The organism is Flavobacterium hydrocarbonoxydans (assembly GCF_009789235.1).
Taxonomy (GTDB): Bacteria; Bacteroidota; Bacteroidia; order Flavobacteriales; family Flavobacteriaceae; genus Flavobacterium; species Flavobacterium hydrocarbonoxydans.
Genome location: NZ_WSTB01000009.1, coordinates 171192 through 195398 on the forward strand (window position 1 = coordinate 171192; position 24207 = coordinate 195398).

Consider the following 24207-nt stretch of genomic DNA (forward strand, 5'->3'; position numbering starts at 1 on the left):
TTTAGTATATTTGTTCCTACAATTTAAACTTCACAACCATGAGAAACTTAGCACTATCCATTTTTTTACTCGCTAGCTTTACTTTTGTTCAGGCACAAAATTCTGAAAAAGAATTAATCAAAAACACCGAAAATGCGGTAAAAAAGATAAAAGACACCATTGGAAATGGCTGGAGAACGAAAGGAAACTTTTCTTTTTTACTGAATCAATCAAGCTTTAATAATTGGATTGCCGGAGGTGAAGATAGTTTCTCAGGAACATTAGGCATCAATTACGACTTCAATTACAAAAAAGATGATATCACTTGGGACAATAAAGTTTTGGCTTCATATGGTATTTTACAAACAAAAAATGCCGATTTCGAAAAGAAAACCGATGACCGTTTCGAGTTCAACTCTGTTCTCGGAAAAAGAGCTTTTGGGGAATGGTATTACTCATTTTTTGTAAACTTCAGAACTCAATTTACAACTGGTTATGTGTACGGACAAGATGAAAACGGAAAAGAAATCAGAACCGAAAACACTTCGTTTTTATCTCCAGGATACTTAACTTTTGGACCGGGTATTTACTGGACCAAAGATGATAACCTAAAAATAAACTTTGCGCCACTTACCTCAAAATTTACTTTTGTTGACAGTGCTTATACAACTGGTATCGATTCAGGAACAGGATTACCGTATGTAGATGGCGATTATTTTGGGGTTGATGCCAACAAAAGCACACGTTATGAGTTAGGTTTTTATGCTTCTGCTTATTACAAACTTACAATAATGACGAATGTTACAGCCGAAAATACGTTGAACATGTATTCTAATTATTTAGAAAAACCTAAAAACGTTGACATTGATTATTCGTTAAATATTGTAATGAAAGTCAATAAATACCTGTCAACAAATTTTTCTTTCCAGGCCATTTACGATGATAATGCTTTTCAGGGCTTTCAAACCAGACAAGTACTTGGAGTGGGTATCAATTTCGGATTTTAAATACTTCAAACAAAAAAGCCTTTTTGAAAAATTCAAAAAGGCTTTTTTGTATATAAATCCAGAATTAATCTTTACTGGATAATTTTGATAATAATCTTATAAATTCAATATACAACCAAACTAATGTGATGATTAACCCCATTGCACCGTACCACTCCATGAATTTTGGCATTCTTTCCTGTACCCCTTTTTCGATCTGATCAAAATCTAAGAATAAGTTTAAAGCTGCAATAATAATTACAAAAACACTAATTCCGATACTCATCAAAGAGTTTCCGTGATGAACGGGTGTCCAACTGCTAAACATAGAAATAACCCACGAAATCAGGTAATAAGTTGCAATTGCTAAAGTAGCTGCAATTACTACTGATTTGAATTGTTCCGTAACTTTCACTATTCTAAATTTGTACAAACCTAAACATACCAAAAAGGTAACAAGGGTTGCTCCTACTGCGTTAACTACGATTCCCGGATATTTAATTTCAAATATAGCCGAAATTCCACCGATAAATAAACCTTCAAAGATAGCGTATCCTGGAGCTAAATAAGGAGAATATTGAGGTTTGAAAGCAGAAATTACTACTAAAATCAAACCAATAATAGCACCACCAATAGCAATAGGTAATGGGTTCATTTGATTATCAGCCATCCACCATGTTACCATAGCGGCACCACATAATAATAAAAACAAAATAGCTGTTTTATTGATAGTACCTGACAAAGTCATTTCTTGATTATAATCAATAATTTGTGCCTGGTGTACTTCTTCAGCCTTAGAAACTGCGTTCGATGAAAAACGTTTGTTACTTAAAAATGGATTTTTTGAATTGAAGTTCATAATTGAATTACATTAAATTGTACTCAAATATAGTTAGTTTTTTTGATGTGTAATTATTTAGATAAAATTTTTAACATGAATTTTTCTTTCGAATTATTTGTATAAAAAAAATCCATCAAAAGAAACTCTTGATGGATTGTATGTGTTTGGATTGAAATTTAATTCAATAAATCTAAAACTAAAGAAGGGAATAAACCTAATACAATGTTTAATGTCATTGAAATGATTGCTACACCATAAATAAGGAATGGTTTTCCAGTACGTTCCTGGTTTGGTTCTTTCGAATACATTGCCAGAATTAATTTAAAATAATAACCAACACTAATAATCGAATTGATTACAGCAACAATTACTAAAATTAAAAATCCTGCTTCAATGGTTTGATTGAACAAGAATAATTTAGCAAAAAATCCTGAAAATATTGGAATACCGGCCATTGATAAAAGTGAACCCGTAAGAATTGCAGCCAATAACGGATTTGTTTTTCCTAAACCATGAAAATTGGTAATATCTTCGTTGTCCTGATTTTTGCAAACATATAATACAACACTAAAAGCAGCAATACCTGCTAAAGCATAAGCGCTTGTATAATATAATAAAACACCAGCTGAAGTTGAAATACTCAACAAAGTCATCAACATAAATCCTGCGTGTGAGATTCCTGAGAATGCCAACATACGTTTTACATTTACCTGACGTAAAGCCATGATGTTTCCAACTGTCATAGAAGCAATTGAAATAATCACAATAATATTCTCAAAAGTTGCTAAATGGTCTTGGTTTTCTAAAGATGGAATAAAATTTAAAGCTGAAATTAATTTGTAAAGCGTTGCTATAGCTACCACCTTTGCCAAAGTACTCATCAAAGCTGTTGTCAATGCAGGTGAACCTTCGTAAACGTCCGGAGCCCAAAAGTGGAAAGGAACTGCTGCTACTTTAAACAACATTCCGATAACCACTAAAATCATTCCGATTGGGAACCAGATTGGCAATTCGGCAGAAAGAGAATATTCGCTGATTTCAACAATATCAAAGCTTCCCATTGCACCATAAATCAAACAAATTCCGAATAAGATAATTCCTGATGCGAATGAACCCATCAAAAAGTATTTCATACCTGCTTCGTTACTTTTTAGATTCAAACGTTCACTTGCGGCTAAAACATAAAGTGAAATAGATAGAATTTCGATTCCTAAGAAGAACATCGCAAAGTTCCCAAAAGAAACCATGGCCACTCCTCCAGCCAATAAAAATATTTTTATAGCCACAAAATCAGAAATTTTGGTTGGATGATTTTCGTAGAAATTATGACTTAATGCTACCAGGAAAATAGTTAAAACAATAAACAATGATGAAAACGTAGTTGAGAATTTGCTCACCGCAATCATATTATTATAGTAACTTTCTGTAGAACCAAATTCTGAAAAATTAAGTGCCAGGACGCCTAATAATCCTAAAATGGTAAATGGGATAATGCCTTTTCTTAAATTAAGAATTTCAAACAATAGGCAGAAAATACCCAATCCTGTTATAGCTATTAATGTATTCATTTTTGTTTTTTTGATTTAGGAAATCTAAAACTAATGACGCCCTAATTTATTTTTATTTAAAATATTAATTCTTGTTGATAACGTTTAAAATAGTTTCTAAACTTGGTGTAATCAAATCGGTAATTGGTTTTGGATAAAATCCGAAAAAGATTAAAACCGCAATAATTACCACTAATGAAATTCCTTCGTTGATCGTTACATCAGCAAAAGTTTTAGCATTTTTGTCGCCTAACATTACATGTTGAAACATTTTAAGCATATAGTAAGCTCCTAAAATAATCGTTGTTCCGCCTAAAACAGCAAACCAAACATTAATTTGAGAAAGACTATACAAAACGGTAAACTCTCCAACGAAGTTAAAAGTTGATGGTAGCGCAACCGAAGCCAAAACTAAAATTAAAAACATCGAAGTAAATTTTGGAGATTGAATACGGATACCGCCCATTTCTGAGATATTTCTTGTTTCGAATCTTCTAAAAATAACTTCTGCAGCAAAGAATAATCCCACTACTACAAAACCGTGCGCAATCATTTGTAAAACCGCTCCGCGTAAACCATCAATAGTCAACGTATAAGTTCCTGCAGCGATTAATCCAACGTGTGCAAGAGAAGAATAAGCTAATAATTTCTTTAAATCTTTTTGTCTTAAAGCTACTATTGAACCGTAGATAACACCAGCAATTCCAAGTGCAATAAAAATATTCATGTATTCTTTTGCAGCAAGAGGCGCAAGTGGTAATTGCCAACGAATAACGCTGTACAATCCCATTTTTAGCATGATACCAGACAAAAGCATAGTTCCAACAGTTGGTGCTTTTTGATATACATTTGCTTGCCAAGTGTGAAAAGGAATGATTGGTATTTTAATAGCGTACGCTAAAAAGAAAGCCAGGAATATCCAAAGTTGCTCACAAGCAGATAAATTTAATTTGTATAAATCCTCAATTAGGAAACTTCCTGCTTTTTGATATAAATAGATAAACGCAACCAACATAAATAACGAACCAGCAAGGGTATAAATAAAGAATTTAACCACCGCTTTTCTGCGTTCTTCACTATCTCCATTACCCCAAATTAACGCAATAAAGTAAATCGGAATCAAAGCCAACTCCCAGAAAATATAATATAAAAGACCATCTGCTGCAAGGAAAGTCCCTGTCATAGCAAAAGCCATAAATAATATTAAAGCATAAAAACCTTTAGCATTTTTATATTCGTTCCCGAAAGAAGAAAATATAATAATTGGAGTCAAGGCTACAGTTAAAAGCAACATAGCGATAGCCAATCCATCAGCATTTAATGCGAAGGAAATTTTAGGTTGTGTAATCCAGGCATTGATTAAACTGATGCTCTCACCAGCCAAAAAATGATTGGTCAATACAACCGAACAGCCCAATGCTGCCAAACTAAAGAACAAAGCTACTTTTGAAGCTAGTTTGTCACCAACCAAATAAGTGGCAAATGCACCAATTAAAAGAATAATTAATATAAGAGAAACGTTCATAGTTATAAAATTATTGAGCTAAAAATATATAGGAAACAATGGCGCAAAGACCCAAAACAAATGCAAAAAGATATAATCCGATGCTTCCGCTTTGTAATTTTTTACCCTGAAAACCTAATTCGTTGGTTACTTTTCCTAATCCAAAAACAAGTGCTGACAAACCTGTTTCGATATAATCTCTAAAGAATTTAGACAAAGCATTTACAGGAGCTACGAAAATAACATCGTAAGCTTCATCTACATAATATTTGTTATATAAAACTTTCGCTAAACCTGTGATGTTTTCATCAGATTCAGGAACATTGTCTTGTTTGAAATATTTGATGTAAGCAATTAAAATTCCTAATAACCCACCCAGAACCGCAACTCCCATCAGGATATATTCAGTGGTCCCTAAGTGGTGTTCTTCTCCTGCCACTTTCGTGAAAAGAGGAGCCAAATATTCATTAAGCCAGCTGTTTCCAGGCAAGCTAATTACTCCGCCAAAAGTAGCCAAAAGCGCTAAAATCATTAAAGGAAAAGTAATTAAACCGTCACTTTCATGTAAATGATGTTTTTGTTCTTCAGTTCCTCTGAAATCTTTAAAGAAAGTCAGGAACATCAATCTAAACATATAAAAAGCCGTCATGATTGAAGCGATTGAACCAATAACATACAATGCTTTATTGTGATGAAAAGCAGTCAATAAAATTTCGTCTTTAGAGAAAAACCCTGAAAAGAATGGAACTCCGGAAATCGCTAATGAAGATACTAACATAGTCCAGAAAGTAATAGGCATGGCGCTTCGCAAACCACCCATTTTACGCATATCCTGTTCTCCGTGCAATCCGTGTATTACAGAACCTGAACCTAAGAACAGACAAGCCTTGAAGAAAGCATGTGTGATTACGTGAAAAACAGCTACTTCGTAAGCACCGAATCCTAATGCTAAAAACATTAATCCTAATTGTGAAACCGTAGAGTAAGCCAATACTTTTTTGATATCGGTTTGAACCAAACCAATTGTTGCCGCAACTAACGAAGTTATACCACCAACAATTGCTATTATAGTCTGAACATCTGGTGCCAGGTCAAAAACAAAGTTTAATCTTGTTACCATAAAAATACCCGCCGTAACCATCGTTGCCGCGTGAATCAATGCCGAAACCGGAGTTGGTCCAGCCATCGCATCAGGCAACCAGGTGTATAACGGAATCTGTGCCGATTTACCACAAGCTCCAATAAATAAACACAAAGCTGCTAATGAAAGCAACGGAATATTCAAATTTGCAGCTCCGGCAATTGCAGTTTTTAAAGTCGCATAATCTAAAGTCGAGAACATCGAACCCAGAATAAACATTCCGATTAAAAGACCTAAATCTCCTATTCTGTTCATGATGAAAGCTTTTTTCGCAGCATCATTGTAATCCTGGTTTTTGTACCAGAATCCAATTAATAAATACGAACAAAGTCCAACGCCTTCCCAACCGATAAATAAAACTAATAAGTTACTTCCTATTACAAGTGTAATCATAAAGAACACGAACAAATTCAAATAAGAAAAGAACTTGTGCATATTCTCGTCATCGTGCATGTAACTGATAGAATATAAGTGAATCAATGAACCAATACCGGTTACAAAAAGCAACCAAAGTAATGACAATTGATCTAATAAAAATCCTAAATTGATTTTAAGATTACTTATCTGAATCCAGTCAAATAAAGTAATCTGAATGGCTTTTCCAGTTAATGTAATTTGATTAAAAAAGAAAATTGTAACCAGGAAAGAAACCACTACTGCAGCAGTTCCGATAATTCCGGAAACTGTTCTGCCAAGGCTTTTTCCAAAAAAAACATTGATTAAAAATCCTAAAAAAGGAGCTAATACTAATACTAAAGCTAAATTGGTATCCATTTCCATTTATCCTTTTAAGTTTTTTAAATTATCGATACTAATTGACCCTAAATTTCTAAAAATAGAAACCAAAATCGCCAATCCTACCGCAACTTCTGCCGCAGCAACTGCCATCGAAAAGAACACAAAAACCTGTCCTTGTGCATCCTGATGATAAGTCGAAAAAGCAACAAATAAAAGGTTAACCGCATTCAACATGATTTCGATAGACATAAAAACGATAATCGCATTTCGTCTGTACAATACACCAAAAATACCAATACAGAAAAGTACAACACACAAAAAGATGTAGTTTTCGATACCTATTTGATTTAATATATTACCCATTATTTATTTAATTTTTCTTTTTTAGACAATAATACAGTTCCAATCATCGCTACCAAAAGTAAGATCGATGCAAATTCAAACGGAACCATATATTCGTTCAGTAATATTTTACCTAAAACTTTGATAGATTGGAAATCTTCACCCGTTGAGTCATATTCACCAACAATTGGTTTCGAATTGATGAAAATGGCAATCAATACAATACAAATCAAACAAAAAGAAACTATAGCTCCCAAGCGTGTAATTCTAGGGCGATGAACATCTCGCTGTTCATTCAGATTCATCAACATGATCGTAAACAGAAACAGGATCATAATTGCTCCCGAGTAAACAATAATATGTACGACAGCCAAAAACTGAGCATTTAAAAGTAAATAATGACCCGCAATAGAGAAAAAACAAATCACTAAATAAATAGCACTATGAATTGGGTTTCTGCTAAAAATAGTCAAAAAAGCGGTAGCAACCGTGATAAACGCCAAGAAACAAAATATAATTTGTACCGTAGTTGCGTGTGCAAAATCAGGAATATGTATCATTTAGTTAGCGTTATTTAGTTGAGTATTTTTCAAAGCCATCTCCAAAGGCATCACCAATCTGTCTTTTCCAAAAATGAAATCTTCTCTTTCATAACTAGAAGGAACCAAAACTTTCGAAGTCGTCAGGTAAATTGCGTCTTTCGGGCAAGCTTCTTCACAAAGTCCACAAAAAATACAACGCAACATATTGATTTCGTAAATCGAAGCATATTTTTCTTCTCTGTACAAATGTTTTTCATCAGCAGTACGTTCCGCAGCTTTCATTGTGATCGCTTCTGCAGGACAAGACAAAGCACACAATCCACAAGCAGTACAGTTTTCGCGACCTTGCTCATCACGTTTCAACATGTGCTGACCACGATAAACCGGACTCATTTCACGCACTTGTTCTGGATAATGAATAGTAGCTTTCTTCTTAAAAAAGTGTTTGATCGTAATAAACAAACCTTTTACAATCGCCACAAGATACAATCGCTCCAAAAAAGTCATCTCCTTGTTAGAGACCAACTTTTTTCTACCCGATAATGATATAGTTTCTATTGACATTTTTAATGTATAATTTATGATTTGAAGTCAAAATCAATTTCAAATCTATTTTATTTTTTATTTGTAGCTAATCCTGCTATCCGTTTCTCCCGATGAAAAATCGGGATCCACTACTATCAGGGCTAGGGCACTCGTTGTTAAAATCCGAAATAAACTGCGATATCGTGTCTCAAAATAACAATTCCGGTAACGATAATATTAGCAATAGAAAGCGGAATCAAAATTCTCCATCCTAAGTGCATCAATTGGTCATATCTAAATCTCGGAATTGTCCAACGAACCCACATATAAAAGAATATGAAGAAACATATTTTTACAAATAAAACTCCAATTCCTAATAAGTTAGCCGTATTTACACCCACATTTTCTACCATCCATTGCATTCCAGGATAATTATATCCTCCAAAAAACAATACCGATATTATAGTTGCCGAAATAAACATATTTGCATATTCAGCAAATAAATAGAATCCCATTTTCATTGACGAATATTCTGTGTGGTAACCACCAATCAACTCCGACTCACATTCTGCTAAGTCAAAAGGCGTTCGGTTAGTTTCCGCGAAAGCGCAAATCAGGAAAATCAAGAATGATAAAGGTTGGTATAAAATATTCCAATGCCATTCAGCTTGTTGCTCAGAGATTTCTTTTAAACTCAAAGTACCTGTCATCATCAACAATGCAATCATCGATAATCCCATGGCAACTTCATAAGAAACCATTTGCGAAGCCGCACGAACCGCTCCCATCAAAGAGAACTTATTATTCGAAGCCCATCCACCAATCATGATTCCGTAAACTCCAACAGAAACCACTCCGAAGAAATATAGTAAACCAATATTGATATCGGTGGCTTGTAATAAAATGTCTCTTCCAAATAAATGCAATCTGTCTCCCCACGGAATTACAGCACTCGTCATCAAAGCGGTACTCATGGCAATTGCGGGACCTACAACAAATAAAAATTTGTTAGGCGTATTCGGAAAAAATTCTTCTTTCGAAAATAATTTCAAACCATCAGCAAGCGGTTGTAATAAACCACCCCAACCTGCACGGTTTGGACCCACACGGTCTTGTAGAAAAGCAGCTACTTTACGTTCTGCCCAGGTAGAGTACATCGCCATAATCATCGTTACAGCAAAAACCACTACAATTACAACGCTTTTCTCTATAATAAATGCACCATCTACCATCGTTAAGAATTTTTGTTGTTAGTGTTTAATGGAATTTCAGCCATACTAATTTTTTTACGGTCAGCATCTCTACCCAAAAGAATGTTCTTTTCAGTATCGATTTGTACTTTCTCTAATTTTTGAGTGTAGTTATTTTGGTTGATAACAGAATCTTTTTCAAATTCTCTTGGTCCTTCAATAGTCCAGTCTTCAACATTTTTGTGATCAAAACGACAAGAATTACAGATGAATTCTTCTACTTCATGGTACTCATCTTTACGACCCGTAACACGTTGAATTTCTCCTCCAAACATCCAAACCGTAGTTTTTCCGCAACATCCTGGAGTTGTACATTCTCTGTGTGCATTGTAAGGTTTGTTGAACCAAACTCTCGATTTGAAACGGAAAGTTTTATCCGTCAACGCACCAACTGGGCAAACGTCAATCATATTTCCTGAAAACTCGTTGTCGATAGCTTTTGAGATTCCTGTAGAAATATTAGCGTGGTCACCACGGTCTAATACTCCGTGAACTCTATTGTCTGTCAATTGATCTGCGACTTGTACACATCTCTGACATAAGATACAACGGTTCATGTGTAGTTGAATATTTGGACCAATATTTTCTGGTTCAAATGTTCTTTTTTCTTCAATAAAACGGGATTTTGGATTTCCGTGTTCGAAACTTAAATTTTGCAAATCACACTCACCAGCCTGATCACAAACCGGACAATCTAGTGGATGATTGATCAATAAAAATTCGGTTACAGATTTACGGGCTTCCGTAACTCTATCCGACGATTTACTGTTTACTTCCATTCCGTCCATACATCCTGTTACGCAAGATGCCATCAATTTTGGCATTGGTCTTGGGTCAGCTTCACTTCCTTTAGAAACTTCAACTAAACAACAACGACATTTTCCGCCGCTCCCTTTTAATTTTGAGTAATAGCACATGGCTGGCGGAACTAGGTCTCCCCCAATCATACGTGCAGCCTGCAGGATTGTTGTTCCTGGCTCTACGTCTATACTTTGACCGTCTATGGTTACTTTCATCTTTGTTTTTGTTTTTTAAGTTTCCCGTTTAAAGTTTCAGGTTGTTGTACTTGAAACTAAAAAAGCTTGAAACTTGAAACTATTTTAAACTTCTTTGTTGAAAGTTGAAATATTCAAAAGAGTTGCTGTCCTTTTAAATGATTAACTTTTTAACTTTCTGCTTTTATGTTTTATACGATTACTTTACCGCCTACTAAATGTTTCACTTGCGAGAAAGGTTCAGCGACAAAATGCTCTCTGTTTTTTATTTTTTCCGGGAAACGAACGTGATATTCAAACTCATCTCTAAAGTGGCGAATCGCTGCTGCTACTGGCCATGAAGCGGCATCACCAAGAGGACAAATTGTATTACCCTCAATTTTTGATTGAATACTCCATAATAATTCGATATCCTCTTCACGGCCCTGACCGTTTTCAATTCTCCATAATATTTTTTCTAACCAACCTGTTCCTTCGCGACAAGGTGTACATTGCCCGCAAGATTCGTGGTGATAGAAACGAGCAAAATTCCAAGTGTTTCTAACGATACATGCCGTGTCGTTGTACACTATAAATCCTCCAGAACCTAACATAGATCCGGTAGCAAAACCACCGTCACTTAGAGATTCGTAAGTCATTAATCGATCTTCGCCGTTTGCTGTTTTGAAAATCAATTCAGCTGGTAAAATTGGCACTGAAGAACCTCCAGGAACAAATGCTTTCAAAGGTCTGCTAGAAGACATTCCGCCTAAATATTCATCAGAATTCATGAATTCATCAACACTTAAACCTAATTCAATTTCATAAACTCCAGGATTTTTGATGTGTCCGGAAGCCGAAATTAATTTTGTCCCAGTAGAACGACCAACACCAATTTTCGCATAATCATCACCAGAATTATTGATAATCCATGGCACTGCTGCAATAGTTTCAACATTGTTTACCACTGTTGGATTTGCCCAAAGTCCTGAAACTGCCGGGAAAGGTGGCTTGATACGAGGATTTCCCCTTTTTCCTTCTAATGATTCAATAAGTGCAGTTTCTTCTCCACAGATATAAGCACCAGCACCACAATGAACGTGAAGTTCTAAGTCGTAACCTGTACCTAATATATTTTTTCCTAACCAACCGGCAGCTTTTGCTTCGGCGATAGCTCTTTCTAATATTTTGAAAACCCACATATATTCTCCACGAATGTAGATGTATGAAAGGTTAGCTCCCAAGGCAAAACTTGAGGTAATCATTCCTTCGATCAATAAGTGAGGAATAAATTCCATCAAATATCTGTCTTTGAAAGTTCCTGGCTCAGACTCATCAGCGTTGCAAACTAAATGTCTTGGTTTTCCTGATTTTTTATCAATAAAACTCCATTTCATTCCTGCTGGGAAACCTGCTCCACCACGACCACGAAGACCTGATTTTTTAACTTCTTCAACCACTTCGTCTGGCGTAAGTGTTTTCAAAGCTTTTTCTACAGAAGCATAACCCCCATTTTGGCGATATACTTCGTAGGTTTTGATTCCTGGAACATTGATTTTATCTAATAATATTTTCTGTGACATATTTATTTAATCATTAAATAGATTATCATTTATGAAATCTAGTAATTTTTTTATTTCATTATTTTTATTAGGGTCAATTTCCCATATTGCACTATCTGCATAATTATAAGTAGTTGCACCTTTGTAATCCCATTTAATGCTTCTCTGATTTTTAAATAAATCAATTTTAGAATATATAAATGCTTTTTGAGCAGGGATGTTTAAATTTTCTTTGTTTGATTTTTTAATACAATCAATCATCCCATCCCAACAAAGATCAAAAAAATTAAAATTACTATTTATACAACTATCAAGTAAATTTTCTAAAATCCCCTCATTTTCATCATTAAAAGGAAGTAAATATATTTCGAATTTTGTCTCTAAACCTTTTTGAATATTATCTAACTCTTTCAATCTATTTATTCTTCCTCCATTAATTTTTGCAGAATCTGTATCAAAAACAATTAAATTTTTAGCTCCTTCATCTTTTCTTCTCGCATCCGTTAATAAAGGTTGATCAATTAATTTATCTTTCCCTTTTACATCTACAACTAAACCTTTGTCATCAATTCCAAAAAATGATTTTAAAAGAAAATCAAGAAATAACTTATCACTATTCCCTTCTACAAATATTTTATTTAAACCGTACTCTTTCATTAACCTCTTAATTCAACATTAGAATCTAATCCTGCACTAATTTGGTTATGTGTAAAAGTTGAAGCATAGATTTTTTCTTTATTACTACTTTCTTCAAGTTTTATTAATCTAATGTCACTTGTTATATTTAAAGTAGCTGAAGCATTTACATAAGCTTCTGTACATTCTTGACTATGAGTTGTAGCGAATAATTGAACTTCTAACTCTCTACATATCTTAAAAATATTTATCCAAAAATTCTCCATTTTAGAGTAATGAACTCCCGTTGCAATTTCATCAATCATAATTGGATTATTTTTACATTTATATATTTCTAAAATATAACGAATATATTGATTTACTCCATCTCCAAAATATGTTATAGGAAGATAATCTTCATTTCTTTTTAATTTTAAAGAGAGAATATCCCTATTGAAATAACTTTTCAACATTACATTTTCTATATCTTCAAAAAAAATTGACAATGTCTTTATAAAATCTTGTTGGTCGTTGTAACTTAAAGATTTTATTTTAAAATTAATAAAATCATCATCTAAATCAGAACTAATACTTTCATTTTCTCCTAAACCAATTTCTTCAGCATAATAACGATTGACATCAACATTAAAACCAGCATCTTTACTTATAAAAGGCTGATAACCATGACTGAATTTAGTTCTAAAATCATCCAAATACATAAATTGAAGATTATTAAATTCATCATTTATATATGTTTTAATCCATAAATTCGGCCTACCAATATCATAGTTGTTTTTAACTTCTTTTTCAAAATCTAGTTCAGTCAGCTCTTCAATTTTTTTATCCTCAAATTTAAAATTAAAAGAAGAATTGTCATTTTTCCAGTTAATTGTAATAAATTTATTTGAGACATTATTTTTAAGATAATCGAAATAATTTTTATCTGGAAAAATTGGATTTTTAGAATTAATTCTCTTTGGGTGAAGATGTAAATTTCTTTTACATAAAGTATTATGTAGATTTTCAATGCACTTATCAATATCTTCATCTATCAATAAAGCCTCCAATAAACAAGTTTTCCCAACATTATTATCCCCAACAATCAAATTAAATTGCCCAATATCGTTTACTTCAAGAGAGTCAAACTTCTTGAAATTTTCGATTTTGAAATATGTTAAATGATTGTTTTCCACTTTTTATTTATCGTGTAATATTATTTTATCATCTCTACAATCAGCGATTAACTGATCGATTTTTTCTTCTGTCAATTTTTCTTTGTAAAAATCTCCCAACTGCATCATCGGAGCGTAGCCGCAAGCACCAAGACATTCTACACCAGCAATGGTAAACATTCCGTCTGGAGTGGTTTCGCCCATTTTGATGCCTAATTTTTCAGAAGTATAATCCATTAAATTCTCAGCACCATTTAAACAACAACAAGAAGTCTGGCAGAATTCGAACATGTATTTTCCAATTGGTTTTTGGTTGTACATGGTATAAAACGTAACCACTTCGTAAACCTCAATTGGTTTGATGTGCAAAATTTCGGCAACTTTATCCTGCAGTTCAATACTCAGCCAGTTGCCATGAGCATCCTGCACTTCGTGCAAAACAGGCAACAAAGCTGATTTTCTTTTGTCTTCCGGATAATGACTGATTAATTCATTGATGCGGGTCATCAATGCTTCAGTCATATTTATTTCTTGTTTGTAATGTTTTCTTTCCATTTTATTCTTTTTTTGCCACTAAGGCGCAAAGTCACAAATTTTTTAATTTAAATTCTAAAATCTAAATTTTTTAGGCATCAAGTTCTCCTGCTATTACATTTAAACTTGACAAAATAACAATTGCATCAGATAACAAAGCACCTTTAATCATTTCTGGATAGGCCTGATAGTAAATAAAGCACGGTCTTCTGAAATGCAATCTATAGGGAGTTCTACTTCCGTCTGTAACCAAATAAAATCCGATTTCTCCGTTTCCACCTTCAACTGGATGATAAATTTCTGCAACTGGTACAGGAACTTCTCCCATTACAATCTTAAAGTGATAAATTAAAGATTCCATCGAAGTGTAAACATCTTCTTTTGGAGGAAGGTAGTAATCAGGAACTTCAGCATGGTATTCGTTTCCGGCTGGCATTTTTTCCAACGCCTGACGAATAATGCTCAAACTTTCCCAAACTTCGGCGTTACGAACACAGAAACGATCGTAAGTGTCACCTGATTTTCCAATAGGAACAATAAAATCGAAATCTTCGTACGATGAGTAAGGTTGCGCTACACGAACGTCGTAATCAACTCCCGCAGCACGTAAATTTGGACCTGTAAATCCATAAGCCATTGCTTTCTCTGCTGAGATTGCCCCTACGTTTACAGTTCTATCAATAAAAATTCTGTTTCTTTCGAATAGGTTTTCGAATTCTTTCCAGGCAACTGGAAATTCTTCAAGGAATTTATCAAGTTTTCTGAAAGCTTCTGGAGACCAGTCTCTTTCAAATCCACCAATTCTTCCCATATTAGTAGTCAAACGAGCACCACAAATTTCTTCGTAGATTTCGTAGATTTTTTCTCTAAATTGAAAAACGTACAAGAAACCAGTATAAGCACCAGTATCTACACCTAGAATCGAGTTACAAATCAAGTGATCGGTAATACGAGCCAACTCCATTACGATAACTCTTAAATATTGCGCTCTTTTAGGAACTTCAACACCTAACAATTTCTCCAAAGTCATCCACCATCCCATGTTGTTGATAGGAGACGAACAATAATTCATACGATCCGTAAGTGGTGTAATTTGGTAAAAAGGACGGTTTTCGGCGATTTTTTCGAAAGCTCTGTGAATGTAACCAATAGTAGGTTCAGCCTCCAGAATTCTTTCTCCATCCATCAACAGGATATTTTGGAAAATACCGTGCGTAGCTGGGTGAGTTGGACCTAAATTCAGAACCGAAAGCTCGCTTCCGTCTTCGTTTAGTTTCTCCTTAATTATTTTAGCATAGCGATGCTCTGGTGATAATAATAGTTCTGACATTTTATAATGTTGAATTATTTATTTTTAGCAATTTGTTGTTGTTCTTCCAAAGAATCTGTCGTCTTTATCTGTTCTTCCGCTGTCTTCCATCGGGAATTCTTTGCGCATTGGGAACGATACCATTTCATCCATATTCAAAATACGTTTCAATTGAGGGTGACCAATAAAGTTCACACCATAAAAATCGTACGTTTCTCTTTCCATCCAGTTAGAACTTAAGAAAATATTCGAAATAGTTTTAATCTCTGGTTTTTCTCCGTTAAGATATACTTTGATTTTAATACGTTTGTTTTCGTACCAATTGTGCAAATGATATACAATCGCAAACTGACGCTCAGACTCATTATCCGGATAATGAATTCCGCATAAATCAGTTAAAAAGTGAAAACGTAAATCAGCGTCATTTTTCAAGAAAAGAATCAATGCTGTGATTTTGTCAGCAGATGTTTCTAATGAAAAAATATCTCTTTCCTGTTGAAAGTTGAAAACATTTTCGCCAAATGTTTCTATAAGTTTATCCTGAATCAGGGTGTTTTCTAATGCCATCTTATGAAATATTATATGAAGCCAATAATTCTTGGTATTCTGGAGAGCTTCTGCGTCTCACAGATTCGCTTCGTACTAATTCTTGCAGTTTCATTACACCATCAACAATTTGTTCTGGTCTGGGTGGGCATCCAGGAACGTAAACATCAACTGGAATTACTTTGTCAATACCTTGTAAAACAGAGTATGTATCAAAAATTCCACCTGAAGAAGCACAAGCTCCAACAGCAATTACCCAACGAGGCTCTGCCATTTGCTCGTAAACCTGACGTAAAATTGGCGCCATTTTTTTAGAAATAGTTCCCATTACCATTAACATATCCGCCTGACGGGGAGAAAAACTCACACGCTCAGAACCAAATCGTGCTAAATCGTAATGTGATGCCATTGTAGCCATAAACTCGATTCCGCAACAAGAAGTTGCAAACGGTAAAGGCCAAAGAGAATTCGCGCGTGCCATACCTACAACGTCATTTAGTTTGGTAGCAAAAAAGCCTTCACCAACTACGCCTTCCGGAGGGGCAACCATATTTACATTTGAATCGCTCATTTTTATTTTAGATTTCTGATTTTAGATTTTAGATTTTTTTTGGAAATCGTAAAAAGAAAATCAAGTTTTTTAAATCACGTTTTGTTTATTGAGATTAAATTTCAAATCCTAATTCCAGACATTTAAATCTAAAATCAGAAATCTAAAATCTAAAATCGTATTTATTCCCAGTCTAAAGCTTTCTTTTTGATGATGTAGAAAAAGCCAACTAAAAGCAACGACATGAAAACAATCATTTTCAGCATTCCTTCTATTCCTAATTCTTTAAAGTTTACCGCCCAAGGATAAAGGAAAATCACCTCTACATCGAACAAAACAAACAAAATGGCTACAAGGAAATATTTTACAGAAAACGGAATACGGGCGTTACCAACAGATTCGATACCACACTCAAAGTTTTTATCTTTGATTTCAGAAGTTCTTTTTGGGCCTAATTTTCCGGAAATAATGATAGTTCCTACCACAAAACCAACAGCCAGAATAAGCTGCATTAAAATAGGAAGATAACTGTATTGGTCAGATTGCATAAACTTAGGGTTTTTTACTTAAAAAATAAGCCACAAAGATAACTGTCAACTCTGTAAATCACAAGCTAAAAAATGATTTAAGTACACTACTAAAGAGTGTTTACTTCTAATTTTTATTGATTATAAATAAGATTTGGTTTTTTAACAGTTTTTTAAGACAAGGCCAAAAAAAAACGCTTCGAAATAAATCGAAACGTTTTTAAAACCATTCAGAGGCAAAAAAAATAAATTGCTATATTTTTCTTAGATTACTGCTACTTTAGCAGCAACTTTCCCTTTTCTTCCTTCTTCTTCTTCGTAGCTTACACGGTCACCTTCGCGTAATTCTTCCGCGTTAATTCCTGAAGCGTGAACGAAGATATCTTTTCCTGTTTCTTCGTCTGTAATGAATCCATAACCTTTAGACTCATTGAAAAATTTTACTGTACCTGTACGCATTGTAATTGTAATAATAATTTATAATGAAGCAAATGTAACATATAAATTCATACAAAAGACATTAGAGTGTTAATTTTTTCTAAAAATTATTGATTTACAGTGTTTTCGCTATTTATATTGCATCAAATTTGATAGGAACTCGTTAAAATATCGAATCAATAAAGATACTTCAAACTTCTATTTAGATCTCGTTGTTGTAATAAATTAACTACTTAATAAAAACATAAAAAAACTGCAACTAGAATTTTCTGGTTACAGTTTTAATATTTTAAAATGTTGAAGTATTATTTTAAATCTAGCATAATGGATAATTCTTTTAATTGAGCATCATCAATTGCAGCTGGAGCATCGATCATCACGTCACGCCCGGAATTATTTTTTGGAAATGCGATAAAATCTCTAATGGTTTCCTGACCTCCTAAAATAGCCACTAATCTATCCAATCCAAAAGCTAATCCTCCGTGAGGCGGCGCTCCAAACTGGAAAGCGTCCATCAGGAATCCGAATTGTGCTTTTGCTTCTTCTTCGGTGAAACCTAAATATTTAAACATCAATTGTTGTGTCGCTTTGTCGTGAATACGAATAGAACCTCCACCAATTTCATTTCCGTTCAAAACCATATCGTAAGCGTTTGCACGCACTTTTCCTGGTGCTGTTTCCAGCAAAGCCATATCTTCTGGTTTTGGAGAAGTAAATGGATGGTGCATGGCGTGATAACGACCGCTTTCTTCATCTAACTCTAATAAAGGGAAATCAATTACCCATAACGGAGCAAATTCTTCTGGTTTACGCAATCCTAAACGAGTTGCCAATTCCATACGTAAAGCAGAAAGTTGGCCGCGAGTTTTATCCGCTGGACCAGAAAGTACAAAAATCATATCGCCAGGTTGTGCGCCTGTAATTTTTGCCCATTGTCCTAAATCGTCCTGATCGTAAAATTTATCTACAGATGATTTGTAAGTTCCGTCGTCATTGCATTTTGCGTACACCATTCCTGATGCGCCTACTTGCGGACGTTTTACCCAGTCAATCAAAGCATCGATTTCTTTACGGGTGTAGTTTCCTGCTCCCGGAACTGCAATTCCCACAACCAATTCGGCAGCATTAAATACTGGGAATTCTTTATGTTGTGCAAATTCGTTTAACTCACCAAATTTCATCCCAAAACGAATGTCCGGTTTGTCATTTCCATATGTTTTCATGGCATAATCGTAGGTAATTCTCGGGAATTTATCTACTTCGATACCTTTAATTTCTTTTAGTAAATGTCTGGTCAATCCTTCAAAAACATTCAAAATGTCTTCTTGTTCCACAAATGCCATTTCGCAATCGATTTGTGTAAACTCTGGCTGACGGTCTGCACGTAAATCTTCGTCACGGAAACATTTTACGATTTGGAAATATTTATCCATTCCCCCCACCATCAATAATTGTTTGAAAGTTTGTGGCGATTGTGGTAACGCGTAAAATTGTCCTTCGTTCATACGGCTAGGTACTACGAAATCTCTCGCTCCTTCCGGAGTCGATTTGATTAAGTAAGGCGTTTCAACTTCGCAAAAATCCAAATCAGAAAGATACTTACGAACTTCCATTGCTACTTTATGACGAAACAATAAACTGTTTTTTACAGGATTACGACGAATGTCTAAATAACGGTATTTCATTCTAATGTCTTCTCCACCATCTGTTTCATCTTCAATTGTAAAAGGAGGAGTCAATGCTGCATTTAGAATAGTCAATTCAGAAACTAAAATTTCGATTTCACCTGTCGGAATGTTTTTGTTTTTGGCTTCACGCTCAATCACGGTACCTTTTACCTGAATTACAAATTCTCTTCCAAGGGTTTTTGCCAACTCAAAAACGGCTTTATCGGTACGACTTTCATCGAAAATAAGCTGTGTAATTCCGTAACGGTCACGCAAATCCACCCAATTCATAAATCCTTTATCGCGTGATTTTTGCACCCAACCAGCAAGTGTAACTTCGGTATTAATATTTGAGGCGTTTAACTCGCCACAATTATGACTTCTATACATTGATCAAAATTTTAGACTGCAAAAGTAAACACAAAATTCAAAATAATATAGTAAAGTGATAACTTGATGCTTATTAATTTGAAATATTTTGTTAATTCTTAAATTTGATACCCTTAATTTCTTTAGATTTGAGTCAGATTAAACTTAACTACAAATAATATGAAAAACCTTTTTGTTGCAGGTTTGTTGATTTTTAGTGCTTTGAATGGTATAAGTCAGACGAAAAATCAAGTAAAATTTACGGCTAAAATAGCACACAGAAATAGCGACTCACTAGTAATTAGAGGAGCAAATCAATTTAGACAAGTTATAAAAATTGATAAAAACGAAGTCTTTTCAAGGAACTTTGAAGCTCCTAAAGGGTTTTATCAATTTTCTGACGGACTCGAATCATCAAGTTTATATTTATACCCCGACTCCGAAGTAAACTTAACAATGGATGCGAAAGAATTTGATGAAACTATTGTATATAAAGGAAAAGGAGTTAACGAAAGTAACTTTTTGGCCAAGCATTCATTAGATAATGAAAAATTTTTAGAGCAAGCATTTACAAAAGAAAAACCAGAGTTTACAGCATTTTTGGAACAAAAGATAAAGTCTGACATTGCAACAATTGAAAAAGGCGATTATGACCCAGAATTTAAAAAAGTGCTTTTAGGTTCTTTTGAACAATTTAGTCAATATGTAGTTCAGGAATATGATCGTGCTGCAGAGATGAATAAGATTAACGGAAAACCTTCGCCAGAATTTGATTATGAAAATTACAAAGGAGGAAAAACCAAACTGGCTGATTTAAAAGGAAAATATGTTTATATTGACCTTTGGGCAACCTGGTGTGGACCATGCAGGGCTGAAATTCCCTTTTTACAAAAGGCCGAACAAAAATATCATGGAAAAAACATTGAATTCGTAAGTATTTCTATTGATAAACTTAAAGACCATGAAAAATGGAAAAAATTTGTTGCCGATAAAAATTTAGGCGGTGTACAATTGTTTGCGGATAAAGATTGGGAATCTGAATTTGTGGTGAAATATGGTGTAACCGGAATTCCGAGATTTATCTTAATTGATCCAAACGGAAATGTTGTGAGTGCAGATGCCCCAAGACCCTCTTCACCAGAACTTGAAGCTAAATTAGACACACTTTTAAAGTAAATTGATAAAAATTACAACGATATAGCTCTTTTTAGTATTTTACTAAAAACCTAGTAAAACCAATGCCTCAGCATTGGTTTTTTTGTACATGACTCATTTCCAATGTTAAGCTTTTACTCAATGTTACCAAATTGTTAAGCAAAAGTTTTTTTAATGTAAACTATTTTATATATTTGATAAAGATTTGATAACATTAATACCTACTAGATATGAAAAAGTGTGTAATTTTAGTTGCAATATTGTTCTCTGGAATTTTAGTTGCACAAGAAGTAAATCCCGAATTAGAAGCAGTTGGAAACAAAGTAAAAGCTACTTATTATTATGATAATGGCCGAGTACAACAAGAAGGTTATTTTGTGGATGGAAAGCTAGATGGCGTTTGGGTAGCGTATGACGAAAAGGGAAATAAAACCGCTGTTGCTGAATATACAAACGGAGTAAAAACCGGAAAATGGATGTATTTTAATGACAAAACCATCAATCAGGTTGCTTACGCAGATAACAAAGTTGAGTCTGTAAAAAATCTACAAAAAGATGCTTTAGCAGATAGAAATTAAGATGTTTATATTTTAATATGGAGAACCGCTTTAATAGGCGGTTTTTTTATGCCTTCAATTTTTTACAAGACTTTTTTCTTCGTCCGTACCAAATTATAAAACCGGTTACGGGCAAAGCGGCCGCAATCAAACTCACAATAAAGGCAATAATTTTTCCAGGTAAATTAAGGATTTGTCCTGTGTGAATTCCGTAGTTCATTTCTACAACCTGCAAACCTAAACTTTTTTTGTCATAAGGCTGACTTTCGATTAATTTTCCATCATTTGGATGAAAGAAATAATTGCTTTGATGGTCAAAACGTAACGCATGGGGGTAAGCGCCTGTGTTTATAATATCGCCTTTTTGCTGTGGAAGCATTACGTAAAACATTTCCGATTTTGGTTGCTGTTTCATTGTGGCGATGAAAGCTCGGTCGATTGCTATCGAAGTATTTTTGTCAAATTTTGTAGTGTCAATTACAGGAGCTTTGATTTCTACAGCTTTATCTCCTCCAAAATTGAACGCTTTATAAATGCCGTCACCCACCCATTCATAAGTAAAAGTCAAACCAGAAATGGCTATAATGACTGCAATAATCGAAATGTAAAATCCCGAAGTATTGTGCCAGTCATAGTTGACACGACGCCATTTTGCAGACCATTTTATCGTAAAAACTCTTTTTAGATCGTTTTTTCGTTTGGGCCACCACTGAATAATTCCGGAAATCAACAGTAAAATAAAAATAATCGTTGCGCCGCCAATAATATGTTTCCCGATATAATCCGGCAGCAGTAAATACAAATGAATGTACTCAACAATAATAAAAAAATCATATTTAGGATTTTCAGATTTTAAGTATTCGCCGGTATAAGGGTTAAAATAAAGATATAAATTTTCAGTATCCGAATAGGTGTAAACAACGGCTGATCGCTCTTTTCCGTAATACGAAACCATAGATTGTTTGTTTTCTGGTGCCACTTTTTTTGCTTTTTCCTGCAAAACCGAAGGCATCAAAAAAGGTCTATTTTGCGGTTCTACCAAACGCCATTCCTTACGGGTAATATCTTTTATTTCGTCGTGAAAACAAAACAAACAGCCTGTAACACTGACAATAAAAACAATAAGCCCGGAAATTAATCCGAGCCATTTGTGTATAAAACGTATTTTTGATTTAAATCCCATTCTTTTATAATCCTTGAAATTCTTTTTATTTAGAATAACTTAGGATAAGGCAAAAGTAGATGCTAAATCAATATGGGACAAATTATTTTTGGTTTTTAACTCGCTTTTACTGTTTTTGGCTGTAATGAAAAAGCAACATAAAGGGTAATCGAAGCCAAAACAATCCAAAAAACATCAATAAAAAATATTTGAAACTGATTGTTTATAAAGGAACTCCAGAACCATTTTCCTGTTACAATTCCATTAATGACTGGAACCAAAAACCCTAAAATACTTCCTGAAATCAAGCTGTATTTATTGGTAAAAGCATCCTTTCGCTTGACGATAAAAAAGATAGTCAGCAATAACCAACTCACAAAATAAAGCGTATAAAGATTGGATTGACTTAATGGATAAAACAATTTGGCACCAATAAAAGCCAAAGCTGTAACTGGGTACATACTCAGACAAATCGCCAAATATATGCGAACCACTCTACGGTTGAAACGTCTTTTCTTTTCGGGCATATTTGCTTTTTGTCTGGCAACGAGCCAAATCATCACTCCTGAAATAATAACAAAACAGGTGATAATTCCCAAAACGAAACTTACGATTTTTAGCGCATATCCACCATAATCACCAAAATGCACTCGGTACAAAACATTTTTTACAGCATCGAGATATTTGTTTTGAGTGATTGGATCTTTTTTTGCAACCTCTTTTCCGTCAGAAACACGATAAACCACTTTTCCGATTCCTGTGAATTTCTTTTTGTGCAACAATTCCCCTTCGACTAAAACGTGCATGTTTGCATCTCCATAATTCTGAATTAGAACTCGTGTAATTTCAAAATCCTTCCAATTACTTTTTGTTTTTTCGACCAATTTATTAATGCTAAAATCAGCTGTTAAAGGCTTGTTTTTAAAATCATAATCGGGTTCTGTATATTCCAGTTCTTTGTATAATTTGTTTTGATCGCCTTGGTACAAAGCCATGACACTTGGTGCTACGATTAACAATTTAATCATAAAAAAAGCACCTGTTACCGCATATACAAACTGAAAAGGTAGTCCTAACATTCCTAATGCCGTATGTGCATCTGTCCATAATGTTTTTAGTTTTTCCTTAGGACGGAAAACATAAAAATTAGAAACGATTTTTTTCCAGTGCAATAAAACTCCTGTGATGATGGCAAATAGAAAAAACAAGGCTACAAAACCAGAAAGATAATAGCCAACAGGATAAGGAATTTGTGCCAGGAAATGTAATCGGTATAAAAATTCTCCAAGCGAATACGATTCTTCGTATGTAAAACTTTTAAAATTCTCCGTATCAAAATAAAAGAAATTCCCTTCTTTTTGTTTGGCTGGAGCCAAAGTGTCTTTCGTTCCTTCTAAATAAATAGCGACCCTTTTTTCAGTACTTGGTTTGGAAATCGTAAGGTTTCGTCCGTGCAGGACATGTTCTTTATCCAGTTTTTTTAAAGCCGAATCGTAGTTTAACTGAATTTCTTTTGTTAATGCCGTAGATTCGCTTCTTTCCCAATTGATGATTTCATCTCTAAAAAAAGAAAAAGACCCGGCAAAGAAAATTACAAAAAGCACTACACTAATGACAATTCCACTAACGGTATGAGTATGAAAATAAATATTATAATGACGATTGTTCATAAGCG

General features: G+C 34.1%; 24 protein-coding genes. 3 read left to right on the forward strand and 21 right to left on the reverse strand.

The annotated features are described in order from the left end of the window. Positions 1–38: 38 nt before the first annotated feature. On the forward strand, positions 39–986 hold the full coding sequence (locus tag GON26_RS16080; RefSeq protein ID WP_160375794.1) for a DUF3078 domain-containing protein: 948 nt from the start codon (positions 39–41) through the stop codon (positions 984–986). Between the two features lie 64 nt (positions 987–1050). Here GON26_RS16080 and GON26_RS16085 read toward each other — a convergent pair whose 3' ends face one another. The 19 genes from GON26_RS16085 to aspS form a co-directional block, all read right to left on the reverse strand. Next, complete coding sequence (locus tag GON26_RS16085) at positions 1051–1824, reverse strand: Bax inhibitor-1/YccA family protein (RefSeq protein WP_160375795.1); 774 nt, start codon at positions 1822–1824, stop codon at positions 1051–1053. A 158-nt stretch (positions 1825–1982) separates the two neighbouring features. Continuing rightward, entirely contained in the window at positions 1983–3374 is a 1392-nt protein-coding gene (locus GON26_RS16090) for an NADH-quinone oxidoreductase subunit N (RefSeq protein ID WP_160375796.1), read from the reverse strand. Positions 3375–3438: 64 nt separating this feature from the next. Then, positions 3439–4878, reverse strand: a complete 1440-nt coding sequence (locus GON26_RS16095; RefSeq protein WP_160375797.1) for a complex I subunit 4 family protein — start codon at positions 4876–4878, stop codon at positions 3439–3441. A gap of 10 nt (positions 4879–4888) precedes the next feature. Next, positions 4889–6772: an NADH-quinone oxidoreductase subunit L gene (gene nuoL / locus GON26_RS16100; protein ID WP_160375798.1), complete on the reverse strand. Its 1884-nt coding sequence runs from the start codon at positions 6770–6772 to the stop codon at positions 4889–4891. Positions 6773–6778: 6 nt separating this feature from the next. Next, positions 6779–7099 carry an NADH-quinone oxidoreductase subunit NuoK gene (gene nuoK, locus GON26_RS16105; protein ID WP_110305969.1) on the reverse strand — a complete coding sequence of 107 codons (321 nt, stop codon included), beginning with the start codon at positions 7097–7099 and terminating at the stop codon, positions 6779–6781. Further along, on the reverse strand, positions 7099–7638 hold the full coding sequence (locus GON26_RS16110; RefSeq protein WP_160375799.1) for an NADH-quinone oxidoreductase subunit J family protein: 540 nt from the start codon (positions 7636–7638) through the stop codon (positions 7099–7101). Before GON26_RS16110 ends, nuoK begins: the two co-directional genes overlap by 1 nt. Further along, a complete protein-coding gene (locus tag GON26_RS16115) occupies positions 7639–8184 on the reverse strand; it encodes a NuoI/complex I 23 kDa subunit family protein (protein WP_160375800.1) in 546 nt (181 codons plus the stop codon). 137 nt (positions 8185–8321) lie between these two features. Continuing rightward, the gene (gene nuoH, locus GON26_RS16120) at positions 8322–9377 is read right to left on the reverse strand and encodes an NADH-quinone oxidoreductase subunit NuoH (protein ID WP_160375801.1); all 1056 of its coding nucleotides are present in this window, start codon (positions 9375–9377) and stop codon (positions 8322–8324) included. A 2-nt stretch (positions 9378–9379) separates the two neighbouring features. Beyond that, complete coding sequence (locus tag GON26_RS16125; RefSeq protein ID WP_160375802.1) at positions 9380–10411, reverse strand: 2Fe-2S iron-sulfur cluster-binding protein; 1032 nt, start codon at positions 10409–10411, stop codon at positions 9380–9382. A 170-nt stretch (positions 10412–10581) separates the two neighbouring features. Beyond that, the gene (nuoF, locus tag GON26_RS16130; protein ID WP_160375803.1) at positions 10582–11952 is read right to left on the reverse strand and encodes an NADH-quinone oxidoreductase subunit NuoF; all 1371 of its coding nucleotides are present in this window, start codon (positions 11950–11952) and stop codon (positions 10582–10584) included. A gap of 6 nt (positions 11953–11958) precedes the next feature. Next, positions 11959–12588 (reverse strand): DUF3226 domain-containing protein, encoded by a 630-nt coding sequence (locus tag GON26_RS16135; RefSeq protein WP_160375804.1) that lies wholly within the window; start codon positions 12586–12588, stop codon positions 11959–11961. Continuing rightward, complete coding sequence (locus GON26_RS16140) at positions 12588–13739, reverse strand: AAA family ATPase (protein ID WP_160375805.1); 1152 nt, start codon at positions 13737–13739, stop codon at positions 12588–12590. Before GON26_RS16140 ends, GON26_RS16135 begins: the two co-directional genes overlap by 1 nt. Positions 13740–13742: 3 nt before the next feature. After that, on the reverse strand, positions 13743–14273 hold the full coding sequence (locus tag GON26_RS16145; protein ID WP_160375806.1) for a complex I 24 kDa subunit family protein: 531 nt from the start codon (positions 14271–14273) through the stop codon (positions 13743–13745). 70 nt (positions 14274–14343) lie between these two features. Further along, the gene (locus GON26_RS16150) at positions 14344–15582 is read right to left on the reverse strand and encodes an NADH-quinone oxidoreductase subunit D (protein ID WP_160375807.1); all 1239 of its coding nucleotides are present in this window, start codon (positions 15580–15582) and stop codon (positions 14344–14346) included. 24 nt (positions 15583–15606) lie between these two features. After that, positions 15607–16128, reverse strand: a complete 522-nt coding sequence (locus GON26_RS16155) for an NADH-quinone oxidoreductase subunit C (protein ID WP_160375808.1) — start codon at positions 16126–16128, stop codon at positions 15607–15609. A 1-nt stretch (position 16129) separates the two neighbouring features. Next, on the reverse strand, positions 16130–16678 hold the full coding sequence (locus GON26_RS16160) for an NADH-quinone oxidoreductase subunit B (protein WP_160375809.1): 549 nt from the start codon (positions 16676–16678) through the stop codon (positions 16130–16132). Positions 16679–16839: 161 nt separating this feature from the next. Continuing rightward, a complete protein-coding gene (locus tag GON26_RS16165; RefSeq protein ID WP_160375810.1) occupies positions 16840–17205 on the reverse strand; it encodes an NADH-quinone oxidoreductase subunit A in 366 nt (121 codons plus the stop codon). Positions 17206–17448: 243 nt separating this feature from the next. Continuing rightward, on the reverse strand, positions 17449–17643 hold the full coding sequence (locus GON26_RS16170) for a cold-shock protein (protein ID WP_007137066.1): 195 nt from the start codon (positions 17641–17643) through the stop codon (positions 17449–17451). 284 nt (positions 17644–17927) lie between these two features. Beyond that, on the reverse strand, positions 17928–19679 hold the full coding sequence (gene aspS / locus GON26_RS16175) for an aspartate--tRNA ligase (RefSeq protein ID WP_160375811.1): 1752 nt from the start codon (positions 19677–19679) through the stop codon (positions 17928–17930). A 159-nt stretch (positions 19680–19838) separates the two neighbouring features. Between aspS and GON26_RS16180 the strand changes: the two genes are divergently transcribed. Together GON26_RS16180 and GON26_RS16185 are read left to right on the forward strand one after the other, a co-directional pair. Next, positions 19839–20834, forward strand: a complete 996-nt coding sequence (locus GON26_RS16180) for a TlpA family protein disulfide reductase (RefSeq protein ID WP_160375812.1) — start codon at positions 19839–19841, stop codon at positions 20832–20834. A 209-nt stretch (positions 20835–21043) separates the two neighbouring features. After that, a complete protein-coding gene (locus GON26_RS16185) occupies positions 21044–21391 on the forward strand; it encodes a toxin-antitoxin system YwqK family antitoxin (RefSeq protein WP_160375813.1) in 348 nt (115 codons plus the stop codon). A gap of 46 nt (positions 21392–21437) precedes the next feature. Here the strand turns inward: GON26_RS16185 and GON26_RS16190 are convergent, their stop codons facing one another. Both GON26_RS16190 and GON26_RS16195 read right to left on the reverse strand, forming a co-directional pair. Then, a complete protein-coding gene (locus tag GON26_RS16190) occupies positions 21438–22553 on the reverse strand; it encodes a PepSY-associated TM helix domain-containing protein (protein ID WP_160375814.1) in 1116 nt (371 codons plus the stop codon). Positions 22554–22648: 95 nt separating this feature from the next. Next, complete coding sequence (locus GON26_RS16195; protein ID WP_160375815.1) at positions 22649–24202, reverse strand: PepSY-associated TM helix domain-containing protein; 1554 nt, start codon at positions 24200–24202, stop codon at positions 22649–22651. Positions 24203–24207 lie beyond the last annotated feature (5 nt).